The following is a 23688-nucleotide window of genomic DNA, read 5'->3' as shown; positions in this document are numbered from 1 at the left end:
GGAGAGTGATGGATGAACGCTACGCCCCCCCAACCATTCTCTCTGGCTCTGCGCTCCTATTCTGGTCAGGTCGAGCTTCACGAACACGACTTTCATCAAATAGTCCTGCCCCAGTCCGGTTGTATGGAGATTGAGGTCGATGGACGTGGCGGCAAGGTCGATGCGAGCCAGGGCGTGGTGATCGCCTCCGGGGTCCGGCATACATTCCTGGCCAATACCCATAACAGTTTCCTGGTGCTGGACGTATTGACTCAGCGTGCCGATGGACACAAAAGCACCGTACAGTTACTTGACTCTCTCGATGACAAACGCTTTTTTGCGGTCAGGCCCGATATCCGTCATTTGCTCGATTACGCAAGCAGTAATGGACCACGGTTGATCAGTTCGCCCACGATGGCTGAGTCATGGAGCCGGTTGCTGCTGGGTTCTTTATTGCAGCCAGAGGTTGCACCGAACGATCCCGGGCAGTTTATCCTCGCCAGGGCATTGGCCTACATCGAACAGCACCTGAGTACGCCCATGACAGTGCATGACATTGCCCGTAACGCTGGCACCAGCGAGCGGCGCTTGTATGCCCTGTTCGGGCGGCACCTGAAAATCACCCCGTTTACCCATATAGCGACCTTGCGCCTCAATCTGGCCATCGACCTGTTGCACCAGACCGCTCTGTCGATCACTGATATTGCGCATCGCGCCGGTTACGCCGACCAGAGTGCACTGAGCCATGCCCTGAAGAGAGCCCGCAACCTGACCCCTGCCTCGGTGCGCAAGCAAGCGCGCGACCACTAAAAGCAGCAGACTTGAACAATTTTTTAGCGGGCTCGATCAATACGTCCTCGTACAACCTATCTATTGTCCCCGTATCAGGATTATCCGCAGACGGGCTTGTATGAACACGACTAACGCATCCATCACCATCACCAAAGGCGCCGTAGGTGCCACTCTGATTGGCGTGATTGCGGTGTTCCTGTGGGCGTGCCTGGCGCTACTGACCACCTTGACCGCCGGAATCCCGGCCTTTCAGTTGCTGGCATCGAGTTTCGCCGTCGCGTTCGTGGCCAGTCTCTGCACGCTCGGCTTGCGTGGCGCTGGGGGGTTCAGCAGTTGGCGACAGCCCTGGTATGTATGGGCAACGGGGTTCGCCGGCATCTTTATCTACCACTCGTTGTATTTCTTTGCCCTGAAGACCGCACCGGCGGCTGAGGCCAGCCTGATTGCCTACCTGTGGCCGCTATTGATCGTCCTGCTCTCAGGGTTCTCTACTGGCGAGTCGCTGCGCAAGCGCCAACTGTTGGGAGCCTTGCTCGGCCTGGCGGGGACAGCCTTCATCATGCAACAGCGTGCACAGGGTGAAAGCGTCGGCATGCCGCTTATCGGTTACGCCGCAGCCTTTGCCTGCGCGTGGGTCTGGTCGATCTATTCGGTGGTCAACCGGCGTTTCAGTAATGTCCCAAGCAGTATCATCGGTGGCATTTGCGGCCTGATCGCAGTGGCTGGGCTGCTCTGCCACCTGGCTTTTGAAACCACGGTGCGGCCGGACGCCGGCCAATGGGCAGCAATCATCGCCCTGGGGCTGGGCCCAGTGGGTCTGGCCTTCTTCGCCTGGGATCACGCGACCAAACACGGAAACCTAGCGATGCTTGGCGCCTTGTCTTACCTGGCGCCGCTGTTCTCCACCCTGCTGCTTATTGCCGTGGGGCAAAGCGATGCCAAGCCGATCCTGATAATTCCCGCAGTACTGATCATCACGGGGGCTGTCATTGCCACTTCCCGGTCACGCAAGACCTCACGGTGATATCGACCAACTAAGGAGACAGGCAAATGGATTTGATCGCTTCGCAGGGAACCATGAGGATCGAAAGCAACGGGCCCAGTTTTTCGGTCGCCCCCACGCGGCCCTTGCTCAACCATCTAGGACAGCCATCGCTACTCAGTAGCCGTACTGGCATCCGCCGTCGCGCCAATGGTGAGCCGCCTCGCGTGTTGCTGTTCGTGCCACCCTACACACGTCTGATTGAACCCACACCTCACGACAGCGCGTTCGCCCGCATTGGCATTGATACGTTTGAAGTGATGAAACGCGCCGGTACCCCTATTGGCCTGTTGCGCATCGCCACGGTGGCCCGTCGCGCCGGTTATGAGGTGCAAATTGTCGATGCACCTTTTGCCGGCTGGTCCCAGGAGTCCAGTCTGGTCAAGGTCGATCAGGGGCATCTGATCCGCTACGGCCTGACCGATGCGCAGATGCGCGAGATCATCGAAACCGCACAGCCCGATATTGTCGGCATTCAATGCAATTACACGGTGCAATGGGGCAATGCACGGGCGCTGGCAGAACTGGTGAAAACCATCGATCCCAATCTGGTGCTGGTAACCGGTGGCGCCCACTCCAGTGGTGACTGGAAAAACGCACTGCTGGATTCGGCCTTCGACTTTACGCTCATCAATGAAGCCGACCGTGCCTTTACGTTATTGCTTGATGCCTTGACCCACGAGGGTACGAACATTAATGCCGTGCCTGGGGTGGCCTACCGCGATAGTCATGTGCAACTGGTTCGCCCCACCCATAAATCCAGCTACCTGAGCATCGTCCCCAAGCGCCAGGATCTCGATGAGCGACTTGGCCTCATGCCATTGCCGGACTTCAGCTTTCTGGACATGAGCCATTACTTGCAGCCTTATCACTCATCAGGTGCCCGGGTACGCAAGCACGGCGCCTGGGCGCAGATCTTCTCCACGATTGGCTGCAACGTGAACTGTAATTTTTGCTACATCCCGAAAATCAACGGCCCGTGGCGTGCACTCGGCCTGGACTGGTTTGATCTGCACCTGGCTGACCTGGTCAAACAGGGCGTGACCGAAGTCCTGATCGAGGACGATCACCTGATGCACGACCCGCTGTATGCCATGGAGGTCGGCCGGCTGCTGAAAAAACATGATTTGCCCTGGGTCGAGGAAGGTGGGTTGAGTCTTTTCAACCTGATACTGCTGCACCTGGGCGAACCCTTTATCGCGCAGATGGATGAGAAAGAGCGCAAAAATCCACAATTTCGCAATGTGATCGACGCTGTCAAAGGAGGGCTTACGGCAAGGGAGTTCATTCGCTCGATTGCCGAAAATGGCTGCTACAACATCTATCTCGCGGTGGAGAGCGCCAACGAAGACAGCTTGGTTAACTCCAACAAGTCTCGACTGAACGCGATTCAACACTCGACGTTCGAACTCATAGAGATTTTTACCGAGTACGGGATCCAGGTTACCGGAGGTTTCATGCTGGGCTTCGTCAACCCACCCGGCGGGCCGGGGCAAAAGGCTTTTGTAGAGAGCCTGGAACTGATCGAGCGGACCATAGACTACGCGGTCAATCTGATGGGGGCCGGTATGGCCTATGCCAATCCGTTTATTGTCACCCCGATTCCTGGGACACCGATGTGGGAATACCAGCAGCAGTTTGTGGTACGCCATTACGATAACGGCTGGTCTCATGAAAAGGCCACCATGGCGACCGATCAATGGAGCGCCGAGGACATCGAAAAGGCCCGCATGGAGTTGCTGGTTCGGGCCAATGGCGCCGACCGTGTCCGGGAGATGGTACGTCGTGGTACCTGGCCCGTGGATGTGCAATGAAGTGCCATGGCCGTCGACGGTCAGATGCAGTCGGCAGTCGTGATTGGGAGGGCTGTGTATGTTTGTTCTTGGGGGGGCTGTCACGCCACCCAAGACAATGCAGGTGGAGGTAAGCCTTCGATACATGGGCAAGAACGCAAGGTAGACGAGAGCAAGTCATACGTGAAGGTCCAGGCAGTCGTGAACCGCTTGGATCGATCCGCATACAAAAATAAAATAGTGATCGCATATGAAATGCCTGATTTGTGTTGGTGCTGCAGAACGCGTTATGTGCGACGGCCCATGGGAAGAGCGAGATTGTCCAGGTTGTGGGCATTATCGAATCTCAGACGAACTGATCCTCGCGTTGATGGATTCGGGACAGATTTTCGACATGTACAAGGCCAGAGCGTTGCTAGAGAGGCGACGCACTGAGGGCATCGTACCTTGCATTCAGATTCATGAAGCGCTGTTGGTTACTTTTGAGGGGGCTGACCGGCAACAGTGGCTCTTTCACGGACATGATTGATGTCCCAACGGCGCGCACGGGTGAAACAGCGCGTGCCGCTGGGAGTATGTATTTCTTATTGTTTGTTCTTGTCTCGTGCGAGCGGGATCGACATCTGGTGCCTGAAGAGGTTTTTAGGATCTACCTGATTTTTTAACAGAATCAAGTCTTCTACCAGTCCTGAGTTTCCATAGTAAAGCTCAAGCCAGCTGTCATTCGCTGCGCCATTCACCGTGAGCATGTCCACATCCGGGTAGTTGATATAGCAGCCTTCATAGCGTCCATTGACACTGGGTCTTTTGTTAGGCTGACTGGCGTAGACATCTTCGTAAATTTTTTTGATCCACGCGAGCTGCACGCTGTCTTGTGCGGGATCGGTCCAGTACGTTTGGAACTGAGACTTCAATAAGGATTTTCGCTGGGGTACGGCAGTGTCTCCTTGACCAAGGCTATTGATTTCCCCCCCATAAGAATCGATTTGGACAAGCGATTGACTGAAGGTCCCGTCGGTAGACGGGACGCTGAGGTTGTCGTAAAACGCATCACACTCAGCATCAGTGAAATTATCCACTTGGTAGGCAGATTTGTATTTGCCTCTTTGGTTGTTGCCTGAGGTATTAATCATCTGGGTAATGTAAAACCAATCCATAAGCAGCCCCGGCGAGGCCTTGGTAATCGCGCTGCCGGCCATGCTATGAGGCCTTGGCGCGATGTTGGGTAATACAAATCCATCGTAGAGCTTGCCATGGCCCGGAGCTGCACTGTTTATCGCACAGAGAAAATCATTAAAGGGCGCGTCTCGCTCATAATCACCCACCATACCGTCACGTCCTGTGTATTGGATGGCCAGGATGACTTTCGGATTGGAGTCAACGTGGTTCAGTTTCAGCAGAGTGAAGAGACCGCCGTTGGCTTTTGATAAAATAGTGGAGGTCGCGTCTGCGTCGTTGTTGGCGAACCAGGCGTGATAGCCGCGCAAGAATTTTCTGAAACTGACCTTGTCGAAATCCGACCACTCCCAAGAGAGCGTGGTCCAGTAAGCTTTTTGTGGGGCTTCGGGCAGGTCGTTGAAGTAGTAGCGAATGATGATGCCGAAATTGCCGCCCCCTGCACCGCAACACGCCTTGAAAAGCTCGCGGTGGGTTTTCTGTTTTGAGTTCGGGCTGACGTGGACAGGGACTAACTTTGCTCCACTGTTGGTGGGGTCGGGGATCAAAATATCCACCCCAGTCACCCAATCGACGGTCAAACCCTGAAGGCGCGACAGTAAACCGTAGCCACCACCGCTAATGTGACCTCCGACCCCGACGGAGTAACATGAACCGCCGGGTATTGTCTTGCCGCTCTGTTTGTACATGGCCACATAGCCGTCCCAGTTCTGATTACCGGTGAAGGCCGCATATTTATAGTGTGTAGGTTCGTTGCTATCATGCTCGTATAAAGGTTGGATATCAGAATTATGCGAAAACCCTTTGAGCTCTCCCACGTCAATAATGGCTAGGTTTTCGTTGTTTAACTGATTCGATACGAAACCTTCATAGCAGTGCGCGCCGCTTCTTACAGTGATCCGGAAGTCCTGCGCGAGTGCGTCATTCGCAGCATCCAGTACTTCCTCTGGCGTTTTACAGACGTAGATTCGCTTGGCGCCCGTACCAGGGCTTGGAGGCCAGCGGAGATTGAAGCCTTTCTGTAGGGTCGAAAATATCTTGCTGTCTTCGGTTATCGTAATGAAATCTGAAGTGCCTTTTGTTGTTTTCATCGTCACACGCCTCCATGCAGAAAAATTGTGCGCAAATGTGTTTGCGCCAATGCCCTGTGACGCGTTCGTCAACACGACATTAAAATATCTGCCTGACCTTAGTCGATATTTTCACGCTGTCCATTTTTTGTGTATGAGCAGTAGGGCTGTATTGGTCCTAAGTTTATATTTCGAATGGGTATAAATAACTACAGAATTGGGTAGTGGCGGGATAGGGTGATATGGACTACAGGATTTTATGCTGTTTTTTATCGCACTATTTGTTTTTTAAGGTGGACAACTCAAGGTGTTGCGCTAGCCTTAGAGTTCTCCAAAGAAGGAGATCAAAGATCAAAGGAGTGAATGTTATGAACAAGCCAGAATCCAAGCTTGAATTGAAGCACGGTCGTGTAGTGACTCCGCCTAGCCGTAGCGTTATTGCCACACAGGAAGGGCTTATTCTTGACTGGCAAGCTAACGAAATGGAGGGAGGAAAAAATTTTCCGTCATTAACAGCCGGTCCCTTCCCTAGGCCATATGAGACGGATAGCGCGAGTTTGGTTCCACCGGCGGATGGTTACATCCTCAGCGGGGGCAGGACCGATGAGCGCGACTGCGTTAACTTTACCAATGAAGAGATGAGCGAAAAGTTGGGTCGCGCATTTACCTGGCCTCTATTGAATGTCGATCCCGGTCAGATATTTCATGTCGAATGGGTATACGCCATGGCTCACGTGACTCGGGGCTACAGCTGGTTTATCACCAAGGACGGCTGGGAGCCGAAGAAGCGTATTAGCCGCGCTCAGCTTGAACCAACGTCTTTCTATGAGGATTTTTATACTCAAGTTCCCTTTTATGAGCACGCCGCCGAGTTGAAGGCGAAAGTTGAACATGAAGTGAAACTGCCGACGGGCAAAAAAGGCCATCACCTCATTGTCTTACTCTGGGTTGTTGCAGATACCGGTAATGCCTTTTATCAGGCGTTTGATGTGAACTTTAAATAATCCTGAGCCCTGCACGGCTCTTTGTACGGTTCTGAAGGAATAGAACAATGTCTAAGATTGATTTTTCATTATTGAAGTCCAACGTCAGTGACTCAGCTTCTCTGATGCCGAGTATTGCCAACAAGAAAATCCTGATGGGTTTCTGGCATAACTGGGCCGCCGGTCAGAGTGACGGCTATCAGGGTGGGCAGTTCGCCAATCTTAATCTGGTGGACGTGCCCAAGGACTACAACGTTGTTGCGGTAGCCTTTATGAAAGGCCAGGGCATCCCTACCTTTAAACCCTATAACTTCTCTGATGAAGAGTTCCGCCGGCAGGTGGGTGTGCTGAACAGCCAGGGTAGGGCGGTGTTGATCTCGTTGGGCGGTGCCGACGCGCATATCGAGTTGCACAAAGGGGATGAGCAGCCACTGGCGAATGAAATTGTCCGTTTGGTTGAGGTCTACGGCTTTGATGGGCTGGACATCGACCTTGAGCAAAGCGCGATTGATTTTGCCGACAACAAAACGGTGCTGCCTGCCGCCTTGAAGCTGGTGAAGGATCACTACAAAGACGAAGGCAAGCATTTCATCATCAGCATGGCGCCTGAGTTTCCTTACCTCAGGGTTGGCGGCAAATACGTAGGTTACATCCAGGCGCTTGAGGGGTATTACGACTTCATCGCGCCTCAGTACTACAACCAGGGTGGCGATGGGATTTGGGTTCAGGAGGCCAATGGCGGTCAAGGTGCCTGGATTGCGCAGAACAATGACGCGATGAAAGAAGATTTTCTCTACTACCTGACTGAGAGCTTGGTAACCGGTACTCGGGATTACATCGCCATTTCTGCGGACAAGTTTGTCATCGGCTTACCGGCCAATGTGGATGCAGCGGCCACAGGTTATGTGATTGATCCTGCGGCGGTGGTCAATGCGTTCAAGCGTCTGGATGTGGCGGGCCACGCCATCAAAGGACTGATGACTTGGTCGATCAACTGGGATGATGGCGTTAACAGGGATAATGTGCCCTACAGCTGGGAGTTCTATAACCATTACGCGCCGTTGATCCACGGTGAGGCGGGTGGGGGGGAGCGGCCGACGGCTCCTACAAATCTGACCTCAAGGGACGTGACCGAAACCAGCGTGAGTTTGAGTTGGGCAGCTTCGAGCGGTCCTCGTCCGATCGAGACCTATACGCTGTACCGCAATGGGACGGTAGTAGGCCATACGGCGGCTTTAACCCTGACCGATTCAGGCCTGACACCGAATACCCAATACAGCTACTTTGTCACGGCAACCGATTCTTTAGGAAAAGAATCGGTTCCGAGCCAGAGTCTGAGTGTTCGAACCGCTGGAGACATCACCGATCCTGAATTCCCCGAGTGGCAGTTGAACCATCGGTATCGCAAGGAGGAGGGTGTGACGTACGAAGGCAATAGGTATGTGTGCCTGCAAGAGCACACATCGAACTCGGGCTGGACCCCACCTGTGGCCTTTACCCTTTGGTCGAAAGTCGCAATCAAGCGGCGTGCATAGAGCAACAGATGAAGCCTGGCAGAAATGCTGGGCTTTTTTGCCTTCTTTATCTTTTTGTCCAGCCGCGGCTCTACCCACTGCTGGATGGGCGCTAGGATGTTTCTGCAGCCAAGGAGTTGTATTGGCCATTCAGCAAACTGTCGGACGAACAAGGTTTTGTTATCGTCATTCATGATGGGCCAGCGTTAGACGGGTGCAAAGTCAACGCCAGGCAAGTACGCAGTTGCGTTAGCGTTTAGCGGGTTCAATCGACCAAGGCGGGGCAGGCTGATCAATGATGCTGTATATACAGTTGGCAAGGCTTGTAGGTTGTGCGATTTGAGGTGACGAGCCGCAGGGCGCTCGGTGTTTGTGTTCTGCTGGTGTATCCATAGAGGTCCCAGCAGGGGTGGGTGAAGTGGCATTGGAATGCGCTGATGTATGCACAAAGTCAAAATTAATGTGTGATTTATCTTCTGGAATAAACTTTATTTTTTGGCCTCGAAGGCTATAGTCATTAGGCCAGATTGAAATTCCAATGTGGTAAGGACGGTTTCATAGAATTATGGAGAAATTCATGAAGTACGCTAAATTGGCTTTAAATTGCACCTTTGTACTTTCCTGTTTGTGTTCCTCTGTGCAGGCTGCGCAGAACAGTGGTGAGAAGACGTCACCGGAAATCAGGCACGGGACTTCGGAGTTGCCGCCTTCACGACAGTATTATTGTTATTCTCAGCAGGACTATAACAATGGCAGTGGCGGTATTAAAAATGCCGCTTGCAAAGAAGCCTACGAAAAAGCGGGTAATGAAAATTGGGAGCGTGCCAGGCTATTTGATAACTGGAATGCTTACTCTCAGAACCTTGCCAGCTCCCAAACTCCAGCCAAGCCGAAAGACCTTGTGCCTGATGGAAAGCTTTGCTCTGCCGGGAAAGTGGATTTTGACAGTATTAATATCCGCAGCGATGCTTGGCACACCACCGACCTGGAGGTAAAGGAGGGGCGCATTCAATTGGTTTATATTGCCAGCCAGATGCATGATCCCAGCAAGTTCAGGGTTTTTCTGACGGATCAAGATAACCTGAAGTGGGACGCACTTAAGGAGTCACCCGATGTGAAGGTGGAAAGAGTGCCTGACAGTAAGAATGGTAAAGCCACTCCTGGTCGTTATCATTTAGACGTTCAGCTGCCTGATGGCTATGTTAGTAACAGTAAATCAATTCTGTATATCATGTGGGAGCGCAATGAGGATCCTGCACGTGAAACATTTTTTAGTTGCAGTGATGTGGTTATAAAAAATACCCGCAGCTGAACCTCGAGGTGGTTTGATTGTATGGGTAAACTGGGCGGGCGCTTTGACGCCCGTTTTGTTAGTCTGAAAGGCTCAGGAATACACGTTTAACTAAAGGCTAACGTGCCTTCCAATACTGACTGGGGGAGATGATCAGTCCGAGCTGTTTGGAGACTATCGAGACCGGTTTAAGCGTTATTGGCACTCCACCCATACTGGGTAGGCGGACAGGGGGCTACTTAGCCAGACCTGAAAACATTGTTGTCAGGATCTCTATGAAGTGATTTGCCTGCATTGCTCCCGCTGTCGAGGGTGACCTGGATCCCTTCGAGGTCATGCCCGGCGGCGGGGGACGATGGTATTTAGCTCTGGCTGTTCAGTATGCGCTGTTTAAAAACGTCGGGGTCACAAGGGTGAGGTTTGCCACTGGCCTCTGCTATGAGTAACGCTGCACAAATGCCCTTCACCTCCACGCCGCGTTCCTGTTCGCGTCGAATCAAACCCCGGTCGTACTCGCTGTTGTTGGTGCCATGGCCCGCTTCGATCTGCGCCTTTATCTCGCCACCTTGCTGATCAGTCACGGTGATCGTAGTCGCCACTGGAGTCGGTGTTCAACCATGCATGACCGGCAGCAGTGGCGCTTGGCCGAGTAGTGTTGCGGCAATTTTTTCGGCAATGGCGATGATGGTCGGATTGGGGTTGATTAGGGGCACGCTTGGAAGGATGGAGGCATCCACCACGCGCAAACCATCGGTGCCATAGACCCTCCCTTGTGGGTCGGTGACGGCCCGTGAGTCGTCTTCGCGGCCCATCATGGCGGTTGATGTCGGATGCTGGTAGATGCTGATGTTTCGCAGAAGGTCGTCCCGCAACTGTGCATCACTCTTGATGGCGGCACCCGGGGTCAATTCAGTCAGCAGGTAACTGGCCAAGGGCTGGGTGGCGGCGAGTTCACGGGCGAGGTGGACGCCTTCAACCATGCGCCTCATATCCTGAGGATGGTGCAGCAGATTCAGGTTGATGGTGGGGGCTGTCGTGGGCTCGGCGCTGGACAGACGCAGTTGCCCGCGCGAGCGAACGCTGAGCAAGGCCACCGATAAGGTCATGCCTGCACCTGTAGGGCTGTTTGGGATTAGGAATTGTTCGGGCAAGATAGCGAGGTCAAGCTCACCAGGTTCGGCTTGAGTGCTGTGTGTCCACAGTTGTGCGCCAGCGATGGGCCCTTCGCAATCATCGAGTTTTCCGGCGGGCGAGGCATAACCCATGAAGTAGAAAGGATGTTCCTGTAGGTTTTGACCGACCGGCGTATCCACCAGGGGTCGAATGCCCAGCCGTGACAAATCCTGGGCTAGGCCGATACCCGAGCGCATCAGGATCGCGGGCGATCCATAGGCGCCAGCGCACAGGATGATTTCGCGCCCCTGAAAGCGTTCACCCTGTGCCGAGATAATCGCACGGGCACGTTTTCCGGAAAACTCAATACGGTCAGCAACGACACCTGTACGAATCGTTAGGTTTTCTCGCTGACGTACCGTTTGGTCCAAGTAGGTCATGCCGGTGTTAACCCGCACGCCATTGATGATGTTCATGGACAGGGGGCCAACCCCCTCATTGAGGTCGCTGTTGAAATCGGTGACTTCCTGATGCCCTTGGTGTATCGCCGCGTCAATAAAGGCATTTTGTTGCCGGAGAATGAAGTCGCGTGACATTCGGTGAATGGGAAACTCTCCGGTGCGCCCGTGCCAGCGGTCGGCGCCATAGGTGGAGCGTTCCATTCGCTTAAAAAAGGGCAATACCTCGTCGAACGACCAGCCCTGCAAGCCTTCTTTTGCCCATTGATCAAAGGTCCACTGTGGCGCCCGGATCGCCACTGCGGCATTGACCGCGGAACAACCGCCCAGCACCTTACCCCGGGGCAGGAAAATCGCCGGTGTGGTTCCCTGCGGCTCGCTGTAATAACCCCAGTCGAATTGCGGGGCATCAGGGGCGGCAATCCTATTGGCGTCCGTCAAAACCGGCGGATAGGCCTCGGCGTGCGGCGCGCTACCGGCTTCAAGCAACAACACGCGGTTATCACCGCTCTCGCTCAACCGTTTGGCCAGCACCGCACCGGCTGAGCCTCCTCCGACGATCACGTAGTCATGGATATCCAGGGTTGAAGGCGTTTGAGCTGATGTATGCATAAGGACATTCTCGATAAGGGGCAGGGCGCAGTGGTAATTACCCGACGACAGCGTTTATCGGGTCGTGCGGCTCACACCTGGAACCGTTGAACTGATGGTAATGTGGTGGTCGACCCCAGAGTAGGTAGCAAACATGCGAAACATTGTTGCGTCTTCGATGCAGCTGATCCGTGAGGCGGGGCAGTTGGAGGACTTGTTTTACTTCGCATGTGTGGCGGAGTTTGGAAGTTTTTCGGCGGCCAGCCGTGAGCTGGGTGTGTCCAAGTCACTGCTCTCAAGGCACGTGGATGCGCTGGAAAAAAATTGGATGTGCGACTGATTGAGCGTTCCACACGCAAGCTGGCGCTGACCAATTCCGGGCAATTGTTATTGCCCCATTGCCAAGCGATTCTTCAGGAATTGGACGCGGCGCGAGACACCATTGCCCAGGTTCGCTCCAGCCCTCACGGGCTGATTCGTATCGGCTGTCCGGTCAGTGTTTCGCTGCATTTGTTAAGGCCGCGTCTGTCGAATTTTCTGCGCCGCTACCCAGAGGTCAGTGTCGAGATGGTGGTGACCAATCGGGCGATTGACCTATATGAAGAAGCGGTCGATCTGGCGCTGCGGGTGCGTTCGGAGATGGAAGAGCCGGGTGGTGTGATCGTCAAACCCTTGGCTCAGATGACGCGTAGGCTGGTGGCCTCGGCATCCTTTCTGGAGCAGTTTCCCATTACTGTTCCGGATGATCTGTCGAGCGCGGCGACTTTGGACATCAGTTCCAAAGCGGGTCGCTACCACTGGCCGTTGCAGGCCCTGCAGGGCGTGAAAAAAAGCATCGAGCACCAGCCGCGATTGATCAGCGATGATTTGGACATGTTGCATGAGACAGCACTTCAAGGCTTGGGCGTGGCGTTATTGCCAAGTTTTATGTGCACACGCGATCTGGCAGAAGGTCGTTTGGTCGCGGTCCTGCCTGAGTGGCAACCGACGTCGGCGACCTATTACGCGGTGGTCTTGTCGCGCAAAGGGATGCGCCCGGCGATACGGGCGTTTTTGGACTTTCTGTATGAGACTCAGCGAGAAATCGTTGAGGTATAAGGCCTCGGAGTAAACCCTGGCCGCCTATCAATCAGACGGCTTGGGTGGCGTCCTGACGGTTCATGATTAATATTAATAAAGCCGATCAGGGCCTAGGTCGGCCTGCCTGTTTGATCCTGTCGGCAATGTACTCGGCGGCCATGATGACGGTGGGGTTAGTGGCGACAGAGGGCACGTCCGGAAAAATCGATGCGTCAGCTACCCATAGCCCGTGCAGGCCATGCATTTGACCTTGCTCATCAACCACGGCCATCGGATTATTAGACGGGCCCATGGACGCGCTGGCGGTTACATGCAGCGTTGAGTCGACATGTTTCACAAGCGTCCGTCTCCGGCGTGCGGGATCGGTTGGAACCTTAGTGCCGTCGGAAAAGCTCATCGACAGCACCTGGCTTTGCAGGGGCGCTTGCGCCAGGATCCTACGCAGCATAACCACCGCTTCAATCAGAATTTGAGTGTCAGACTCCACCGACAGCCGGTTCAGGCTGACGCGTGGTAATGTTTGCGGGTCGGCGCTGTCGAGTTTAAGTTTGCCACGTGCCGTGGGACGACAGACGCATGCAATCACGCCAAAGGCTTTGCCTGTAGGGGACTGGGTGAGATTGGCGAAGTGATTGAAACCCAGGTAAGTATCAAGCTGGTTCGGTGCGGCGAGGGATGGCTGGCTGTCCCCAGACTTTACCACCCACCGCTGGCCGGATTGCGCGGTAGTCCTCAATGGCCACCTGCACAGACACGTTGGGCTGATCCATCAAGGTTTGTCCCACAGGCAGGTCGGCGACCAATTGTAGTCCACGGACGCTGCGCTGGTTGAACAGCACTTTATCGACCTCTGTATGGGCCAGAATCTCCAGGTTGTTGCGCTGACGGATCTCGTCTGTCAGATAAGCGATCGCCGTATTGACGCGAACTTCTCGGTCATTGATGTCGGGCGCTGGATTGCTCGGTTTATCCTAAATGTTCAGCGGATAAATCCCGACGCTTTTGGGAAACGGCGTGTTGAGGTCATCGACCGCTGGCAAACCAGCACTCAAGGCTGCGACGATGAATGCTTGTGCGGTTCTGCTCAAGTCGCTTTTTTACACAGGTGAACAGGCATAGGCCCGTTGCGTCCGTGCCACTGGTCTTCACCAAAATCGGCGCTTTCCGATTTTTTGAAGTATGACAGCACCTGCTCCTAGCCCCAGCCGTGCAGGCCTGTCGCTGCCCATCGATCAAAGTCGGATCTGGGCGCACGGACGAAGGCGGCCGCATTGATCGCCGAACCACCCCCCAGCACCTTGGCCCGCAAGCAGCCCGTGGCGTCTGGTGAGTCGATCTTTCGCGTATGGGCCCAGGTTGATGTGGCATCACCGCCTACGTTGCGGGCCAGTGCAATCTGCGTGGGAAAATCCTTGGGTAGGTAGGGCGCGCCTGCCACAATCAGCAGCACGCGCCTGTTGGGGGCTGCACTGAGTCGACGGGCCATCACCGCTCCAGCCGAACCACCGCCGACGACAATGATGTCGTAAACAGGTGTCTGGGCACACAGTTTTTTTGATGTGCCCATGGCCAATTTTTCCTGGCTGACGAGATGGTGGCAAAAAGGGGCGTCAGTTTTTCTCTGTCGCCCCCATTCGTTACCCTTGAAGAGGGTTGCGTTGCAGTGCCGCGCCACCGGTGGTGTAGCCGCCGTCGACAGGGAGCACCTGTCCGGTGATGAAGGAGGCTTCATCCGAACAGAGCCACACGGCCGCACGGGCAATCTCAATCGGATCGGCCGCACGGTGCATCGGTGTCGCCTCGATGCCGGCGTGTTCGAAGCCGGGGACCTGAATCGCCGCATCTTTTTGATTCATCGGGGTATCGGTCAGGCCCGGCGCGATCGCATTTACGCGGATGCCAAAACGGGCGTGCTCCATCGCCGCGACTTTGCTTAGGCCGATCAGGCCCCATTTCGCCGCCGCGTAGGCCCCCATGGTGGAGGGGCCCGTCATGCCACCTACCGAGGAGGTATTAACAATGGCGCCGTGGCCTTGGCGCTGCATGTACGCCAACTCATAACGCAGGCAGAGAAACGGCCCGGTCAAGTTGACCTCGATGACACGGTCCCAGTCGGCTTTGGGGTAAGTCGCTAGCGTGTGTGCCTGGCCAAAAATTCCCGCGTTGTTGAAGGCCGCATCCAGGCGCTGATGCTTCGAGTGGATCGTGTCGATCAGCTCTTTTACAGCGTTCTCATCGGTGATATCCACCTGGTAGAAGGAGGCTTGGCCACCCTCACGCTGTACCTCCTTCACCGCGTGGATACCCAGGGTTTCGTTCATGTCGACCGCCACCACATGGGCGCCTCGGCGTGCAAACTCCAAGGTCGCCGCCAGTCCAATTCCGGAAGCTGCGCCGGTGACGAGGACAACCTTTGCGTTGAAATTTTGCAGTGGGTTCATTATGCATACCTCAGTTGATGGAACGGGGTTGTTGAATCCTGGGCGTTTGAACCGTTCAGACGCCGCTATGGTTTCGACCGTCATCGGGTGTGCAGGTATGCTAGGGGGGCATTGGGGTTAGGAGAATGCTCAGGCGCCGGAAGCTGTGTTGCAAGAGTGTGGTGAATGGTGGCGAGTCCGCTGGTGACTACTCATTGATCATGGTGTATTGAGTGGTGATGCACGGTTTTTGGGCCGTTCGGCGAGTGACTCTTTCTGGCCGATTCTGTTGAATAATTCGGTTTTCCCAAAACATTCGAATATTGATGGATGAAAACACCTCTGCTGCACGCTGCTACGTGACATCCGAGTCTTGAATCTTCTGCCAAAAGTTCAGATTCCAATCTCAGTCGCGTACTTTTCTGGCGTGGAATTTGAAGCCGACTTTTTCAACAAAATCGGCCAAAAGCAGGCATTCAGCCCATGGAAAATAGATCTGCCCCACTATTACTGCATCGCTTAGATAAAGTGAAAAGTTCGCGACCGAGAGCTCGTGCAGTGTCCATATGACCAGTTGGATCCTGCGTTTCTGATTCGAGCAGGAGTTTGGACGTCACGACGCATGCGCCGCAATAATCGAAAATTCCATGGTCAATTTGCGTCTTCATGGCCTCGGCATAGCCGTGCCGCTCATAGGTTCTCCCATCGGCGCCGCCGACACCGACCAGATGAACCCGCAGGTGGCGAAGCTTCTTCACCAGCTTGGCATCCGAACTGAAATCGAACGCCCAGCCATTGGCGAACACGCGATCGATCCATCCCTTGAGAAGCGCTGGCATCGACCACCAGTACACGGGATAGACCAGCACAAGGGCATCGGCGCGATCGATCCGAGCCTGTTCGGCGGCAACATCTGCGGGGGGTGGTGCCTCCCTGTGATGGACAGAGAGATCAGCCGCGGTGAACCTCGGATCGAACGCTTGCGCCGAGAGGTCCGCGATTTCGAAGGAGTCACCGGGAAAGCCCAGGGATAAGCCTTCGGCGATTTGCGCAGCAAGGCTATGGGTGAGGGATTGGGGGTCGTGATGGGCAACAACGATGAGTGCGTGCATATCGAAAACTCCTGCTGCTGATTGAGGGCGAATATTATATACTTTTGGTAAGTTAAGCTCGATAAGTTACTTTTGGTATATAGGCATGTCAAGCATCGAGACAAGAGAGCAGGATTCCAGACCGCAGCCGCGTCGGCGCATGTCAAGGGAAGAGAGGCAACGCCAGTTGCTGGACGTCGCCTGGCGGCTAGTCCGGGAGGAAGGCACGGAAGCATTAACGCTTGGACGGCTCGCCGAGCAAGCGGGCGTGACAAAACCCGTGGTTTACAACCACTTCGCCACGCGACCCGGGTTGCTGGCGGTGCTCTATCAGGAGTTCGATGCTCGCCAGACCGCACTCATGGATGCCGCGCTTCAGACGAGCAAACCCACCTTGCAGGACACGGCGACGGTCATCGCATCGTCTTACGTCAACTGCGTGCTTCTTCAGGGCAACGAGATACCCGGCGTGATCGCGGCGCTGGCCAGTTCACCGGAACTCGAAAAGATCAAGCGCGAATACGAAGCGATCTTCATGAACAAGTGCCGGATAGCCCTTTCCCCATTCACCAGAGAGGGTGCTATCGCGCCCGCAGGTCTTCGGGCAATGCTCGGAGCGGCCGAGGCCCTATCCCATGCCGCAGCAACCGGAGAAATCACACCCAGGCAGGCGCAGGACGAACTCTTCGAAACGATTATCGCAATGGTCGACAGAAGCGCACGCGGTGGCATGCAAATTTTCGACTAGAACCATGAACTGAGCGCCTAGTGAACTAGAAATCCAAACAGCAGCTAGCTCACGAATCTATCCGAACATCCAAAAAGGGTCGTTTGCGGCCCATCGCGACAGGCAGAAATCGGCCGATTCTGTTGAAAAAGTAGCTCCCCTGACTGGCCTCCGGCAAAATCTCTTCATTGGCCGGAGGGGGATCACACAGCATGATGGGACAGTTATCGAGTGGGCAGGAGCGACTGTTTTACTCGTTCAACCTTGAAGATCACATCCCCGCCAATCACCTTCTGCGTAGCATTGATCGGTGTCTCGATCTGAGCGACCTGCGCCATTACCTCGCCGATTTCTATAGCCCGATCGGGCGTCCGTCGATTGATCCCGAACTGATGATTCGCATGCTGATCGTGGGCTATTGCTACGGCATTCGCTCAGAGCGGCGGTTGTGCGAAGAGGCCCATTTGAACCTGGCGTATCGCTGGTTCTGCCGGTTGAGCCTTGAAGATGAAGTCCCCAATCACTCGACGTTTTCGAAAAATCGACACGGCCGTTTTCGGGACAGTGATCTGTTTCGCTGGTTGTTCAATGAAGTGCTGCGTCGCTGCATGGACGCCGGTCTGGTCAAGGGCGAAGGCTTTGCCGTGGACGCCAGCATCATCAAGGCGGATGCCAGCCGGCAGCGCGGTGTACCGGGTGATGAGCCGGTCAACTGGAGCGATCCGGCCCTGAGCACCCGCGCCGTGCGTGAGTATCTTGAGGCACTCGATGAAGAGGCTCTGGCCGAAACGCTACTGAAGCGCCTATCGCTGACTGATCCTCAAGCCCGCTGGACCGCAGCTCCTGGTGGCCCAGCATTCTACGCTTACTCCACGAATTACCTGATCGAGACCGAGCACGGCGTGATTATGGATGTGGAACCCACACCGGCTCATCGAACCGCAGAAGTCGAGAGCACCAAGACGATGATCGAACGGGTCGAAGCGCAGTTCGACATCAAGCCGGAGCGCCTCATTGGCGATACCGCTTACGGTACAGCGCCGATGCTGGCCTGGATGGTGGAGGAAAAAGACATCGAGCCGCATGTGCCGGTGTGGGACAAAACCGAGCGCAAGAACGACAGTTTTTCGAGTAACGATTTCCACTGGAATGAAGAGGCTGAGGAATACCGCTGCCCGGCCGTCAACCCCGTGCTGGCTGAGTTGAATCGGGAAGACGAAAGGCGAGTGTGTCGGTGTATTAAAGCGTGCCTGATTGAACACCGTCGATGCTCAGAAACGGGTTGTCGGCCGGTACGCTGCTGAACAGCAACGTAGGCGTTTGAAGTAAATAGCCTTTAAGACGCGCTTTTTTCCGCGGGCCTTGGACCTGACAGGTCCAGATGTTTAAGCCATCGTCACGCTTTTTGTGGACGTTGAGTCGCTCAAATTGTTTTTGCACCCAGCGCCATTCCTCGTGCGTCTGATTGGCGCCCTTGGCGATGCCTGGAAACGCCTGGACGTAACGTTGAAACAGGCCTGGGGTGACCAGGAACACGGTCCCGTACACGGTGTGCACTTTGGCTTGGCTGTCGTTGATGATCAGTGTGTGCTGCTGGATGCTGTCTTTGATCCACTCGAGGAACACCTGGCCCGGGTTGGCCGCTAAAGCGTCTGGGTGTTCGTCAGCGGTGCTTGAGGGTCGATCATAAGGCGCGGGCGCTATGGGCTCGAACAGGTCCAGCGATGTGGTCAGCGCCTCCTCTTTTTCCATCTCCATGGCATCGTGGGGGGATGGAAGGGGAAAGGGCTGCGTGTCCATGGGCGAGGGGGCGGATGGCGTCGCCTCAGTCGAAGGCGCATTGGCCATAACGCTCACCGTTCCGCTGAACACCGCGGGGCGTGCTTCGCTGCCCCAGATTAGCGCCGGTTGCAGGCGTAGAAAGGTAAAGTGCTGCTGCCAGTTCTCCTGTTCGACGAGCGCGTTCCAGATGGCTTTGCCTTGTGGGGTGGACGCCACCAGGCCATGCGATTGCAGTTCGTCGAACACCGCAATATTCGACGTCGGGATGCCGTCGATGGCGTGTGACAGCAGATAGGCCCGCAGCTTGTCGGTCACGGTTTTGCTGACCAGCCACAGGGCGTCCTGGGTTAACCAGCCGGCAGCACCTGGCTGGTTGAGCTTGAGCTCGTGTTGAACCAGGTGACGCAGGCCCGTGATCAAGTGGTGTTGCAGCGAATGAATCGGTGCCTGAAGGGCTTTGCCTGGGTTACCACCGATGTTTTGTGCGGTGGAGACGCGGTCGGCTTGAATCACCAACTCACCTAGCACGCCTGCACGTTCGTACTGCCCGGCTAAGGCATACAGCAGGTTGGCCCAGAGTGCGGGAAAACCACTGAGCCAATCGAGAATCGCCGGATCGAGGATCTGGGTGTAGAGCAAGCCTGCGCCAGCGCTGTGCAGGTGATAGTCGCGGCCCTTGGTATAGCGAAAACGGTAGGGCTGATCCAGGGGCCCCTGCCAGGGGTGCCACAGGCGGCCATCCTGGCGCTCGATCAACAGGTCCACGGCGATCTTGCCGATGTCATGCAGCAGGGCGCCATAGGCGATACCGGCTGACCAGGCGTCGGTCTGGGCGGCCTGGTCTTCGGGGGGCGCGCCGGTGGGAAGCAAATAGGATTGGCGCAGTTTCAGGCCGCAGGCGAGCACCTCAAGGCCGTGGTCGAGCATACCGCCGAGATACGCATGGTGGTGTGTTTCGCTGGCCGGCAGTTGTTGCACCAGGGCGGCGTAACGCTGGATGGGGGCTAAATAGAGCTGACTGAACTGTGCGTGGGAAAGCGCTGTTGACTGCCAGATGCGCTCAAGCAGGTGGCGGCGGTGCTCGGCGGCTAACAACTGCTGAGCCGGCTTGATCGGCAGGTAACCTTGCGCGACGCTTAAGGGCGGTGGAGGGGGCGTGTGCCGTTTACCACGGCCAAATAGCTTGAACATGGTGCTCTCCGCAGAAGGAGGAGGGGCGCTGTTTTAGCCTTTTCGGATAAAGCTCTTACCCTTGTCTCCCATTCCCTTACTCCCCTTACTCCCATTTTTGGCGTGTATCCTTTTGCGCGTCCAGGGCAATATTGATTTGTCTGGGGGCGATTTTGTTGGATCAGGCGTGCTGGCACGCCAAAGGCAAGAGTCGGTACACTGCGGGCATCTTTTTTGGGGGTAGTCATGAACCTTACTGACGCCACGCTCGTGCTGCTGTTGGCCGCGCGTATCCATGGAACCGACGATGCTGTCAGGGCCTCCGCCAGGAGCGTGGTCAAAAAATTACCGCGCAGCAAACGTGACCTGATCTATCAGGTAGTCAACAGCCGCAGTCCTCTGGAGCTGGTGGAGTTTCTGGCGCAGAACCTGGATAGCTAAAGGTAACGGGTGGGTGGTCGGTTTTGTGTCGGCAGTGCGGGGGGCAGCATAAAATTTGGACGGGGTATGCCGCGAGGCCCAGTCTCTCACGAGACTCAACAGGAGTGAGTGCGCCGAGGGACATCTTGATTCGTTTCTTGTTGTACCCGCGGATGCATGAACCCAGGGCTTGAATGAACGGCTCGATGCTGGTTGAGTGCCCGTTGCGAGGATAGAACAGGTCCGTTTTCAGCCGGCCGAAGAAACCTTCACAAACCGCGTTGTCAGGCGAGTCTCCCTTACGTGACCTCGAACGAATCAGCTTCGCATCAGCGACGGGCGGTAACCAGCCGGGCCAGCGTACTGAGCGCCGCGTTCGGAGTGAACGACAGGCTGTTTGCTGTTATATGGACCAACGTTTCGACGGCGGCATCCAGCATTGTATTCACAAGTCCGGCGTCCGAACGTCTGCCTATTGAGCAACGGATGACCTTCCCATCGAAGCAGTCGTCATGGGGGGCAGGTACACCTTGGCGACCAGGGTCTGGAGCTTCGTGATCTCAGTGAGCCATTTCTGATTCTGAGCAACAGCGGTGAAGTCGCGGTTGACGAGGTTTCGATTTGGGGTCGATGTTGTTGTCAGACCGCATTCGCCATTGGCTGTGTGAAAACGCTTGGCGTAAGCCCGTATATGGATCTGTACATACGGTGGCGTGGGAGGGCAGCGGGGTGATACCCCGCCTCCTATCTGATCCTTGTTTCGTTAGGCTTGAATCACCGGAATGTTGGCGCTTGCAGCGATTTTGCGGAACTCTGCGATCTGGTCGAAGTTCAGGTAGCGGTAGACGTCACTGGCCATGGTGTCCAGTTTGGCCGCGTAGCCCATGTACTCTTCGACGGTCGGCAGGCGACCCAGCGTGGAGGCGACTGCCGCCAGCTCGGCCGAGGCCAGGTAGACGTTGGCGCCATCACCCAGACGGTTCGGGAAGTTACGGGTCGACGTCGACACTACGGTCGAATTCGGCTCAACACGTGCCTGGTTACCCATGCACAGCGAGCAGCCCGGCATTTCCATGCGCGCGCCAGCCTTGCCGTAGATGCCGTAGTAGCCTTCTTCGGTCAGTTGGTGAGCGTCCATCTTGGTCGGCGGCGACAGCCACAGACGGGTTGGCAGCTGACCCTTGACCTGTTCCAGCAACTTGCCGGCAGCGCGGAAGTGACCGATGTTGGTCATGCACGAACCGATGAACACTTCGTCGATCTTCTCGCCAGCCACGCTGGACAGCAGACGGGCGTCATCCGGGTCGTTTGGTGCGCAGAGGATTGGCTCGTTGATGTGTGCCAGGTCGATCTCGATGACTTCGGCGTATTCGGCGTCGGCATCGGCTTCCATCAGTTCTGGGTTGGCAACCCAGGCTTCCATCGCTTGGGCACGACGTTCCAGGGTACGCGCATCGCCGTAGCCTTCACCGATCATCCAGCGCAGCAGGGTGATGTTGGAGTTCAGGTACTCGGTCACGGAGTCTTTCGACAGCTTGATGGTGCAACCGGCAGCCGAACGTTCGGCCGAGGCGTCGGACAGTTCGAAAGCCTGTTCCAGCGTCAGGTCGTTCAGGCCTTCGATTTCCAGGATGCGGCCGGAGAAGGCGTTTTTCTTGCCTTTCTTCTCAACGGTCAGCAGGCCGGACTGGATCGCGTAGTAAGGAATGGCATGAACCAGGTCACGCAGGGTGATGCCAGGTTTCATTTTGCCTTTGAAGCGCACCAGGATCGATTCCGGCATGTCCAGTGGCATCACGCCAGTGGCTGCGGCGAACGCGACCAGGCCAGAACCGGCCGGGAACGAGATGCCCATCGGGAAACGGGTGTGGGAGTCACCACCGGTACCCACGGTGTCCGGCAGCAGCATGCGGTTCAGCCAGCTGTGGATGATGCCGTCGCCTGGACGCAGCGATACACCGCCACGGGTCATGATGAAGTCAGGCAGGGTGTGGTGGGTGGTCACGTCGATCGGCTTAGGGTAAGCCGCGGTGTGGCAGAAGGACTGCATCACCAGATCGGTCGAGAAGCCCAGGCACGCCAGGTCTTTTAGTTCGTCACGGGTCATGGGACCTGTGGTGTCCTGGGAGCCGACGGTGGTCATCTTCGGTTCGCAGTAAGTACCTGGGCGAACGCCTTTGCCTTCTGGCAGGCCGCAGGCCTTGCCGACCATTTTCTGCGCCAGGGTGAAACCCTTGCCAGTGTCGACAGGTGCTTCAGGCAGCTTGAACAGGTCGGTAGGGCCCAGGCCCAGTTCGGTGCGCGCCTTCTCGGTCAGGCCACGGCCGATGATCAGCGGGATACGACCGCCGGCACGGACTTCGTCCAACAGGACCGGGGTCTTCATTTCGAAGGTGGTCAGGACTTCATCGGTGCCGTGCTTGCAGACTTTGCCAGCATGCGGGTACAGGTCGATCACGTCGCCCATGTGCATGTTGGTGACGTCGAATTCGATTGGCAGTGCGCCAGCATCTTCCATGGTGTTGTAGAAGATTGGAGCGATCTTGCTGCCGAAGCAGAAGCCGCCAGCGCGCTTGTTCGGCACGTAAGGAACGTCGTCGCCGAAGAACCACAGTACCGAGTTGGTCGCCGACTTACGGGACGAACCGGTACCGACCACGTCACCGACGTAGGCGATCGGGAAGCCCTGGCCGCGCATTTCTTCGATCTGCTTCATCGGGCCGGTCTTGCCTTGCTCGTCCGGCACGATGCCTTCACGGGCCATTTTCAGCATGGCCAGGGCGTGCAGCGGGATGTCCGGACGGGACCAGGCATCGGGAGCAGGGGACAGGTCGTCGGTGTTGGTTTCGCCGGTGACCTTGAACACGCGCAGGCTGATCTTGTCGGCCAGGGTCGGGCGGTTCTTGAACCACTCGCCGTCGGCCCAGGACTGGATCACTTCCTTGGCGTGCTGGTTGCCATTCTTGGCTTTTTCCGCGACGTCGTGGAAAGCATCGAACATCAGCAGGGTGTGCTTGAGCTGGGCAGCTGCAACGGCGGCCAGTTCGGCGTCGTCCAACAGCTCGACCAGGGTCACGATGTTGTAGCCGCCTTGCATGGTGCCGAGCAGTTCAACAGCGCGTTTTTTGTCGATCAGGGGAGAAGAGACTTCGCCCTTGGCCAGGGCAGACAGGAAACCGGCCTTGACGTAGGCAGC

19 protein-coding genes and 2 pseudogenes are annotated in these 23688 nt (G+C 55.9%); 11 read left to right on the top strand and 10 right to left on the bottom strand.

Going from position 1 to position 23688, the window contains the following annotated elements:
• Positions 1–12: 12 nt before the first annotated feature.
• The 3 genes from BFQ03_RS08270 to BFQ03_RS08260 all read left to right on the top strand — a co-directional run bounded on the left by BFQ03_RS08270 (position 13) and on the right by BFQ03_RS08260 (position 3627).
• Positions 13–789, top strand: a complete 777-nt coding sequence (locus BFQ03_RS08270; RefSeq protein ID WP_065942851.1) for an AraC family transcriptional regulator — start codon at positions 13–15, stop codon at positions 787–789.
• A gap of 100 nt (positions 790–889) precedes the next feature.
• Complete coding sequence (locus BFQ03_RS08265; protein WP_065942850.1) at positions 890–1795, top strand: aromatic amino acid exporter YddG; 906 nt, start codon at positions 890–892, stop codon at positions 1793–1795.
• A gap of 26 nt (positions 1796–1821) precedes the next feature.
• A complete protein-coding gene (locus BFQ03_RS08260) occupies positions 1822–3627 on the top strand; it encodes a B12-binding domain-containing radical SAM protein (RefSeq protein WP_065942849.1) in 1806 nt (601 codons plus the stop codon).
• 563 nt (positions 3628–4190) lie between these two features.
• Here the strand turns inward: BFQ03_RS08260 and BFQ03_RS08250 are convergent.
• A complete protein-coding gene (locus tag BFQ03_RS08250) occupies positions 4191–5873 on the bottom strand; it encodes an FAD-binding protein (protein WP_065942847.1) in 1683 nt (560 codons plus the stop codon).
• Between the two features lie 347 nt (positions 5874–6220).
• On the opposite strand from BFQ03_RS08250, the gene BFQ03_RS08245 reads away from it, so the two are divergent.
• The 3 genes from BFQ03_RS08245 (at position 6221) to BFQ03_RS08235 (ending at position 9661) form a co-directional block, all read left to right on the top strand.
• The gene (locus BFQ03_RS08245) at positions 6221–6856 is read left to right on the top strand and encodes a lytic polysaccharide monooxygenase auxiliary activity family 9 protein (RefSeq protein WP_065942846.1); all 636 of its coding nucleotides are present in this window, start codon (positions 6221–6223) and stop codon (positions 6854–6856) included.
• Positions 6857–6903: 47 nt separating this feature from the next.
• A complete protein-coding gene (locus tag BFQ03_RS08240) occupies positions 6904–8370 on the top strand; it encodes a glycosyl hydrolase family 18 protein (RefSeq protein WP_065942845.1) in 1467 nt (488 codons plus the stop codon).
• Between the two features lie 556 nt (positions 8371–8926).
• Positions 8927–9661, top strand: a complete 735-nt coding sequence (locus BFQ03_RS08235) for a lytic polysaccharide monooxygenase auxiliary activity family 9 protein (protein WP_065942844.1) — start codon at positions 8927–8929, stop codon at positions 9659–9661.
• Between the two features lie 341 nt (positions 9662–10002).
• On the opposite strand, the gene BFQ03_RS08230 is transcribed toward BFQ03_RS08235, so the two are convergent.
• The gene (locus BFQ03_RS08230) at positions 10003–10221 is read right to left on the bottom strand and encodes a ribbon-helix-helix domain-containing protein (RefSeq protein ID WP_239695229.1); all 219 of its coding nucleotides are present in this window, start codon (positions 10219–10221) and stop codon (positions 10003–10005) included.
• Positions 10222–10251: 30 nt separating this feature from the next.
• A complete protein-coding gene (locus tag BFQ03_RS08225) occupies positions 10252–11823 on the bottom strand; it encodes a GMC family oxidoreductase (RefSeq protein ID WP_065942842.1) in 1572 nt (523 codons plus the stop codon).
• Positions 11824–12132: 309 nt separating this feature from the next.
• On the opposite strand from BFQ03_RS08225, the gene BFQ03_RS08220 reads away from it, so the two are divergent.
• Entirely contained in the window at positions 12133–12900 is a 768-nt protein-coding gene (locus tag BFQ03_RS08220) for a LysR substrate-binding domain-containing protein (RefSeq protein WP_239695230.1), read from the top strand.
• An 85-nt stretch (positions 12901–12985) separates the two neighbouring features.
• On the opposite strand, the gene BFQ03_RS08215 is transcribed toward BFQ03_RS08220, so the two are convergent.
• On the bottom strand, positions 12986–13618 hold the full coding sequence (locus tag BFQ03_RS08215) for a GMC oxidoreductase (protein ID WP_065942841.1): 633 nt from the start codon (positions 13616–13618) through the stop codon (positions 12986–12988).
• Positions 13619–13736: 118 nt separating this feature from the next.
• Between BFQ03_RS08215 and BFQ03_RS08210 the strand changes: the two genes are divergently transcribed.
• On the top strand, positions 13737–13991 hold the full coding sequence (locus BFQ03_RS08210; RefSeq protein WP_065942840.1) for a hypothetical protein: 255 nt from the start codon (positions 13737–13739) through the stop codon (positions 13989–13991).
• 86 nt (positions 13992–14077) lie between these two features.
• On the opposite strand, the gene BFQ03_RS08205 is transcribed toward BFQ03_RS08210, so the two are convergent.
• The 3 genes from BFQ03_RS08205 to BFQ03_RS08195 all read right to left on the bottom strand — a co-directional run bounded on the left by BFQ03_RS08205 (position 14078) and on the right by BFQ03_RS08195 (position 16414).
• Positions 14078–14449, bottom strand: a complete 372-nt coding sequence (locus tag BFQ03_RS08205; RefSeq protein WP_065942839.1) for a GMC family oxidoreductase N-terminal domain-containing protein — start codon at positions 14447–14449, stop codon at positions 14078–14080.
• 70 nt (positions 14450–14519) lie between these two features.
• Positions 14520–15323 carry an SDR family NAD(P)-dependent oxidoreductase gene (locus tag BFQ03_RS08200; protein WP_065942838.1) on the bottom strand — a complete coding sequence of 268 codons (804 nt, stop codon included), beginning with the start codon at positions 15321–15323 and terminating at the stop codon, positions 14520–14522.
• A gap of 455 nt (positions 15324–15778) precedes the next feature.
• A complete protein-coding gene (locus tag BFQ03_RS08195) occupies positions 15779–16414 on the bottom strand; it encodes an NAD(P)H-dependent oxidoreductase (RefSeq protein ID WP_065942837.1) in 636 nt (211 codons plus the stop codon).
• Between the two features lie 85 nt (positions 16415–16499).
• Between BFQ03_RS08195 and BFQ03_RS08190 the strand changes: the two genes are divergently transcribed.
• On the top strand, positions 16500–17141 hold the full coding sequence (locus tag BFQ03_RS08190) for a TetR/AcrR family transcriptional regulator (protein ID WP_065942836.1): 642 nt from the start codon (positions 16500–16502) through the stop codon (positions 17139–17141).
• A gap of 191 nt (positions 17142–17332) precedes the next feature.
• Positions 17333–18406 (top strand): annotated as a pseudogene (locus tag BFQ03_RS08185) (IS1182 family transposase); the annotation flags it as partial.
• On the opposite strand, the gene mobH reads toward BFQ03_RS08185, so the two are convergent.
• Positions 18360–20093: a MobH family relaxase gene (gene mobH, locus BFQ03_RS08180; RefSeq protein ID WP_065942835.1), complete on the bottom strand. Its 1734-nt coding sequence runs from the start codon at positions 20091–20093 to the stop codon at positions 18360–18362. The pseudogene BFQ03_RS08185 and the gene mobH overlap by 47 nt on opposite strands.
• A 225-nt stretch (positions 20094–20318) precedes the next feature.
• Here mobH and BFQ03_RS08175 point away from each other — a divergent pair, with 225 nt between their 5' ends.
• A complete protein-coding gene (locus tag BFQ03_RS08175) occupies positions 20319–20513 on the top strand; it encodes a DUF7740 domain-containing protein (protein ID WP_065942834.1) in 195 nt (64 codons plus the stop codon).
• A gap of 73 nt (positions 20514–20586) precedes the next feature.
• On the opposite strand, the pseudogene BFQ03_RS28930 reads toward BFQ03_RS08175, so the two are convergent.
• Positions 20587–21108, bottom strand: a pseudogene (locus tag BFQ03_RS28930) (IS3 family transposase); the annotation flags it as partial.
• Positions 21109–21255: 147 nt separating this feature from the next.
• The coding region (gene acnB / locus BFQ03_RS08170; RefSeq protein WP_065942833.1) for a bifunctional aconitate hydratase 2/2-methylisocitrate dehydratase at positions 21256–23688 on the bottom strand (2433 nt) is incomplete at its 5' end.

This window comes from Pseudomonas sp. 25 R 14 (assembly GCF_900004755.1).
Taxonomy (GTDB): domain Bacteria; phylum Pseudomonadota; class Gammaproteobacteria; order Pseudomonadales; family Pseudomonadaceae; genus Aquipseudomonas; species Aquipseudomonas brenneri.
The sequence above is the reverse complement of the archived record's forward strand: the minus strand, read 5'-3'. Positions and strand labels throughout refer to the sequence as shown.

Excerpts from the sequence above, each read along its gene's own strand:
- BFQ03_RS08270 (WP_065942851.1), top strand. The coding sequence starts at position 13 with ATGAACGCTACGCCCCCCCAACCATTCTCTCTGGCTCTGCGCTCCTAT.
- BFQ03_RS08265 (WP_065942850.1), top strand. The coding sequence starts at position 890 with ATGAACACGACTAACGCATCCATCACCATCACCAAAGGCGCCGTAGGT.
- BFQ03_RS08260 (WP_065942849.1), top strand. The coding sequence starts at position 1,822 with ATGGATTTGATCGCTTCGCAGGGAACCATGAGGATCGAAAGCAACGGG.
- BFQ03_RS08250 (WP_065942847.1), bottom strand. The coding sequence starts at position 5,873 with ATGAAAACAACAAAAGGCACTTCAGATTTCATTACGATAACCGAAGAC.
- BFQ03_RS08245 (WP_065942846.1), top strand. The coding sequence starts at position 6,221 with ATGAACAAGCCAGAATCCAAGCTTGAATTGAAGCACGGTCGTGTAGTG.
- BFQ03_RS08240 (WP_065942845.1), top strand. The coding sequence starts at position 6,904 with ATGTCTAAGATTGATTTTTCATTATTGAAGTCCAACGTCAGTGACTCA.
- BFQ03_RS08235 (WP_065942844.1), top strand. The coding sequence starts at position 8,927 with ATGAAGTACGCTAAATTGGCTTTAAATTGCACCTTTGTACTTTCCTGT.
- BFQ03_RS08225 (WP_065942842.1), bottom strand. The coding sequence starts at position 11,823 with ATGCATACATCAGCTCAAACGCCTTCAACCCTGGATATCCATGACTAC.
- BFQ03_RS08210 (WP_065942840.1), top strand. The coding sequence starts at position 13,737 with ATGGGCCAGAATCTCCAGGTTGTTGCGCTGACGGATCTCGTCTGTCAG.
- BFQ03_RS08205 (WP_065942839.1), bottom strand. The coding sequence starts at position 14,449 with ATGGGCACATCAAAAAAACTGTGTGCCCAGACACCTGTTTACGACATC.
- BFQ03_RS08200 (WP_065942838.1), bottom strand. The coding sequence starts at position 15,323 with ATGAACCCACTGCAAAATTTCAACGCAAAGGTTGTCCTCGTCACCGGC.
- BFQ03_RS08195 (WP_065942837.1), bottom strand. The coding sequence starts at position 16,414 with ATGCACGCACTCATCGTTGTTGCCCATCACGACCCCCAATCCCTCACC.
- BFQ03_RS08190 (WP_065942836.1), top strand. The coding sequence starts at position 16,500 with ATGTCAAGCATCGAGACAAGAGAGCAGGATTCCAGACCGCAGCCGCGT.
- mobH (WP_065942835.1), bottom strand. The coding sequence starts at position 20,093 with ATGTTCAAGCTATTTGGCCGTGGTAAACGGCACACGCCCCCTCCACCG.
- BFQ03_RS08175 (WP_065942834.1), top strand. The coding sequence starts at position 20,319 with ATGAACCTTACTGACGCCACGCTCGTGCTGCTGTTGGCCGCGCGTATC.